This window comes from Microcoleus asticus IPMA8 (assembly GCF_013179805.1).
GTDB lineage: Bacteria > Cyanobacteriota > Cyanobacteriia > Cyanobacteriales > Microcoleaceae > Microcoleus > Microcoleus asticus.
Genome location: NZ_SRRZ01000223.1, coordinates 1 through 5,031, shown reverse-complemented (window position 1 = coordinate 5,031; position 5,031 = coordinate 1). Strand labels below are relative to the sequence as shown.

General features: G+C 42.9%; 6 protein-coding genes. All 6 read right to left on the bottom strand.

The window, feature by feature from the left end; translation table 11 throughout:
* Positions 1-54: 54 nt before the first annotated feature.
* On the bottom strand, positions 55-909 hold the full coding sequence (locus E5S67_RS30875; protein ID WP_172193125.1) for an endonuclease/exonuclease/phosphatase family protein: 855 nt from the start codon (positions 907-909) through the stop codon (positions 55-57).
* Between the two features lie 10 nt (positions 910-919).
* Positions 920-1,390 (bottom strand): DNA phosphorothioation-associated protein 4, encoded by a 471-nt coding sequence (locus tag E5S67_RS30870; protein ID WP_172193123.1) that lies wholly within the window; start codon positions 1,388-1,390, stop codon positions 920-922.
* A gap of 67 nt (positions 1,391-1,457) precedes the next feature.
* The gene (locus tag E5S67_RS30865; protein WP_172193121.1) at positions 1,458-1,778 is read right to left on the bottom strand and encodes a nucleoside triphosphate pyrophosphohydrolase; all 321 of its coding nucleotides are present in this window, start codon (positions 1,776-1,778) and stop codon (positions 1,458-1,460) included.
* A gap of 12 nt (positions 1,779-1,790) precedes the next feature.
* Positions 1,791-2,447 (bottom strand): Uma2 family endonuclease, encoded by a 657-nt coding sequence (locus tag E5S67_RS30860; RefSeq protein WP_172193119.1) that lies wholly within the window; start codon positions 2,445-2,447, stop codon positions 1,791-1,793.
* A complete protein-coding gene (locus tag E5S67_RS30855; RefSeq protein WP_172193117.1) occupies positions 2,437-4,503 on the bottom strand; it encodes an AAA family ATPase in 2,067 nt (688 codons plus the stop codon). The genes E5S67_RS30860 and E5S67_RS30855 overlap by 11 nt, the downstream gene beginning before the upstream one ends.
* Entirely contained in the window at positions 4,500-4,775 is a 276-nt protein-coding gene (locus E5S67_RS30850; RefSeq protein WP_172193115.1) for a hypothetical protein, read from the bottom strand. Before E5S67_RS30850 ends, E5S67_RS30855 begins: the two co-directional genes overlap by 4 nt.
* Positions 4,776-5,031 lie beyond the last annotated feature (256 nt).

Genomic DNA, 5,031 nt, shown 5'->3' with positions numbered 1-5,031 from the left:
GAGAACGTTTCCTCTATGCTTGCTCTTCGCTGTGCTTATCTCAACGGTCAACTTTCAATTTGATGTATGTGCCAAAGTGAGATGCACCCTGACTTTCTGCACCCTGTCATAGTCTTGAGTTTCGTCTGTCATATTAAAATCGCCCGCGACAATTACTGGCAGAGTTTCTCGCTCAACTCGCTGCACTAAGTCTTGAATTTCAGGCGATCGTTTGTCATATTTGTAAACTGGAATTTTGATAAAACCAAATTTTTTAGATATCTTCAACCACGGCCCGGTAGCTTGCATATTATAAATCACTACTTCTTGTCCGTTAAATTTAATAATTGCCCGCTGCTGCGTTTCTGGATGGCCGGCTAAATGCAGTATTTCGCTGGATACAATTGGATATTTACTGAGAATTCCTGCAGGGGGAGTGCCAATTTGATAGGGGTAGTCTGCTTTTAACCAGGTGAAAGCTCTTTCGGTATGTTTCCTAACGATTTCTTGTAAAAAGATAATATCGGGTTTTTGCTGCTGAATCAGTTTAAATAAAGTAGGTGACTGAGTTTTATGCCAACTGAGGTTATGGGATAAAACTTTGATGCTGGGCTGCGAGTCTGTGATGTTGATGGGTGCGGGAGAAAAGTATTTGACGTGCAGCCAACTTATTAGGAGAAGGCAGGCGATCGCAGAAATAATAGTGAACCATCTTTTTTTGATAATTAACAATCCGATGATGGGAAGCAGGAAAGTAGGGAAGAAAATTAAGGGGATAAAGGTGCTAATTAAGGCAATAATTCCTATTATATCCCAAAAAAATAGTTTGAGAAGGAAATAGCAGATAATAAATGCTGAGTAACTGTAAGCAAGAAATTTTGCAGATTCCTTTAAGGATCTCTTGATTATATTTTTAGGGATGTGCTTCATTGAGAACCTATTAAAATAAGAACTTGCTTAAATCGAATTCTTCATTTGACCGATGTTGGTTGTCTCTTTCAGAAATCAAAACCAACAAAAGGCGATCGGTATAATCCGCCGCACCCCGCAACTCTTCGCGCAAAATTTCCAGTCCACCATTAGCATATTCTTCAAAAATTTGCAAGCGTTCTGCTTCCAATTTTTCGTCGAGATGGGAAAGAATTTGAGGATTTTTGGTTTCGGCAATCGCAATTAACTTAATCGCCATATCGTAACCCCTAGATACAAAAATATCAACATCTATCGCACCCGGTTCTCGTTTAGAAATTTCCCCCAAAGGCGATCGTTTTTTCCGCTGCTTTCCCAAGGATGCGGCGAAAGCGATGACATCGGCGTAAGTCTGGAAAGGGCCAGTGTGGTTATCCGATAAAGTTAAGGATTTGACTAACTCCGCTTTATCTTTAGCAATTCTAATTTTGTTAGCAGCCATTGCCATAATATCTAGTTTCTAACTATAATACATCTCGCAAATATCCAACAGTCCGCACAGGCGCACTTCACAATGTCCGCAACAACATAATTTTTTGTGCAAAACCTCCTCTTGCTTGCCGCCGCTTCATTTGTTCCGCCAAAAGTCGATCGCGCGAAATGCCATAACTCGCCATCACCGCATCTATTACCTCATACAAATCCGCCAATTCCGCCACCAAATCTTCCTCGTGGGCCTGGGCCGCTTCCCCCGCTTCTTCAATCAATTTTTGCCGCAAAGCTTGACGGTATTCTGCGTCAGACAAAATTACAAACTCGCATTCATTCCCGCTTTGGCGAATAATTTCAGGAATGCGATCGCGCACCAACTTATGATACTCTTTTTCCACGTCAAACTCCCTTCAACCTTGACTAAAAGTTTGAATCAACCACCGATTAATTTCCCCATCATCTTGGGTTTGACTCCGGTTCAAAGCTTCCTCAACTAACCGGATTTCCAGCCCCGGTAAAACCCGCGACTCTTGAATTCTCCCGCTACCTCCGTTATTAATCGCAAAGGCAAAAACCTCCCGCGTGTTTGCACGTTCAACCCAATATTCACTAATTCCTGCATTTTCGTAAAGCAACCGCTTACTGCCTAAATCATCGTTAAAAGAAGATGCCCCAATTTCTATTACCAAATTAGGCGGATCGTATTCATCCAAATCAACAGGTGAATTGCTGTCATCAGGAGGAACTCTCAAATCCGAACCGATGTAGTAAGCTAGATCGGGTTGAAACTCGCCAATACCTGTTTTGCGGAAACTGGCATTAATTAACTCAATTACTCGGATATTTCTAAAAGCTGTATAAAAATTGACAACTCTCGAAACAATCGAATTATGACGCGCGTGCAATGGCCCTACTGGTGACATTTCTACCCTCATGTGTTCTTGATAGTAATAAAACTTGCCCTTTTCCCAAGTTGAATCGTCAGCGAAAGCTAGAAACTCTTCCCATGTCGCTTTCACCCAAATATCCGTTTCCAAAACCTGCGTAATTGCCGAACTAGAAGCCATAATCCACCTCTACAATTTCCGTATATTCAAATTCATTTGGACTGCGCTTAACTAAAGGATAGCGCGTCCCGCCAAGTTCGATCGCATCTTCTTCACAATCAGCTTTCGGAGAATTGTACACCAGCACGTATTCCCTGCCAATGGAACTTTCCATCTCTTGAGCAACTTCTCCGCGCCACTGAGTTTTCGTTACCAAAACTACCAATTGATTCGCCAACTTCGGCAGCTTATTCGCGATTTGCTTGCGATAAATCTCGTCCAAACTGCCAAAGGGAGAATCCATCACAATTGGAAACGTACTGCTATCCGGGCCCATCAAAGTATTCTTTTGACTCCACTCCCGCACGCCCTCAATAATTCCGCCGATAAACGATAAACTGAGAATTTGATTTTCTCCTGTAGAAGCGGCAACCAAAGATTCTTTACCAGACGTATTTTCTACTAGCGTCAGTTCGTATTTATCGCTCAACTTGGGGATGTAAGGAGTAAAAGAAATTTGACTAAAAATATCTTGCACCCGCTTTTCCAACTGAGAACAAAACTGTTTTTCTAAGCGCGATCGCACTTCAGTTAGGCGATCCATCGCATCCTGAGCCGCAGCAATCCGGCGCTGGGCTAATACTTGCCTTTGCTCATTCAGTTGCTGCTTGTCGATTTGCTTGTCCAGATTCGCGATCGACGCATTCAAACTCTCAATCTGCTGCTGGTTAGAGCCTGTTTCCCGGTGCAAATCGCCAATTTTTGCCTCAATTTCATCCAACCGCTTTTGCAAGCGGCTGACATCGCCGTCAGGAAAATTTCGCAGCTTGCTGTGAATATCGTCTAACTGATTTTCCACCCGAGAAAGTTCGGTTCTGTCACGGCTAATATTGCCTTGCTGTCGGTCAATTTCCTCCCAAAAATCAGCCACTTGTCTATCAATTTCATTTACTCGATCGCTAATCCGAATAGTTGTTTCTTCCACATCGCCAACACCCGCTTTATCCATCCAACCGCTAACCTGTTGGCGAGATTCAGAACCCTCCACTAATTCCGCACCGCAGATACACCGATGCTGCGCTAATAACTCTTCCAAAAACGGTCGCTGAATCCCCGAAAGCAACGCGCCTTTTTCCCGCAAACCCCCGACAATCACTTCAAATTCAGCCGCCGCATCCGACAGAAACACCGCGTAACCGCGCACAGAAATTGCTCGTTTTAGAGCATCTGTAGCCTGGACAATTTGTTGCTTAAATAAATTTTTCTGCATTTCCAATTCGTCTCGCAACTTTTGTAAATCCGCAGCACCGCTAAGTTCCAACAAGTTACTATTAACTGCTTTCTTTAACTCTCCTTGGTTCGCCAATTCCCGCTCGATTTCTACTTGTCTGATCGAAAGTTGCTCAGCTTCTTGCTCAATTTTTTGCTTCTGTTTTAAAAGTTTCTTCGTTTCAGCATTCCCAATTATATTTAAATCTGTCTCAAGAGATTTTTTTGCTTCTCCTAAATGCCGGATCGATCTATTCAACACTTCCACCCCCAGCAACTCCTTAGTAGCTTCCGCAATTTCTGCCTTCTTGTCGTGGCGGACAATTTGCTCGATTCGCTCCCCGTCAAAGAAGAAATATTTATGTAAACTTTCCGGCAAAATCCGCCCGATAATATCATCGGGATGCTGATCCGGCTTCAGCCAGAGACCGTTCTCTTTTGCTACATTCAGAAACAATTCAGCCTTGCCATGTTCTACAGTGTTTTCACTTTTATAAGCACGACAAATGCGTCTTGCTTGATAACGCGTGCTGTCGTGTTCAAACACAATTTCCGCCCAACAACCTACGGCTTTTCCCATTTCCGCCTCAGCCAGAGCGCGCTTGTTTACTAATTGTTCTTCTGCCGCAAAAGCCGCGCTAAATCTTCCGTAAAGTACCCACGTAAAGGCATTCATCAAGGCAGTTTTTCCAGCGCCGTTATTACCGTGAATTACTGTAATATTTTGCCCGCCCCAAGCTAGTTTAATTTCGGGACTTTTGCCGTAAAATTGACGAAAGTTGCACAGAGTAATTGAGATTAACTTCATACAATTGCTTCCTTAATAATTTTTAAAATGTCATCGTTAATGTGGCGAGGAGCTCTCATGTACAACTTATCTTTTTCAATTTCCAATACCCGCTCAATAATTTGTCGGACTTCGGGCGGCGCGCTAGTAATTGGTTGTTGTACGTCGCTGAATTCCTGGTGAGTTTGATAAGCAGAACGCTTTTCTGCTAAAATGCTTGTCGGTACGGCTGCGATCGCACTATCTTCATATCTAAATGCCATAATCAGATTTTCATTCAGATTTTCCGTCATATTGTTTTTGCAAATATTAAAATATACAGGGCCTAGGCTCATGGACGAGAAACCCGGTTTCTACGAGTTTTGCGAACAGTCACGAGAAATCTACAAAGAAACCTGGTTTCTGAAGTCTGGGTGCGATCGCGAACTAAACTAGCAACTAAAACTGCTATCAAATAATTGTATCGGCTCAATAAATAGAGGGAGCAGTTATTCTAGTTGCCAAGACAAGCCCAAGGGATGAAGAGAAGATTTTTCGCGAATAATAGTA

Bases quoted from the DNA above. Each gene is read 5' to 3' on its own strand.
- E5S67_RS30875 (WP_172193125.1), bottom strand. From the start codon at position 909: ATGAAGCACATCCCTAAAAATATAATCAAGAGATCCTTAAAGGAATCT.
- E5S67_RS30870 (WP_172193123.1), bottom strand. From the start codon at position 1,390: ATGGCTGCTAACAAAATTAGAATTGCTAAAGATAAAGCGGAGTTAGTC.
- E5S67_RS30860 (WP_172193119.1), bottom strand. From the start codon at position 2,447: ATGGCTTCTAGTTCGGCAATTACGCAGGTTTTGGAAACGGATATTTGG.
- E5S67_RS30855 (WP_172193117.1), bottom strand. From the start codon at position 4,503: ATGAAGTTAATCTCAATTACTCTGTGCAACTTTCGTCAATTTTACGGC.
- E5S67_RS30850 (WP_172193115.1), bottom strand. From the start codon at position 4,775: ATGACGGAAAATCTGAATGAAAATCTGATTATGGCATTTAGATATGAA.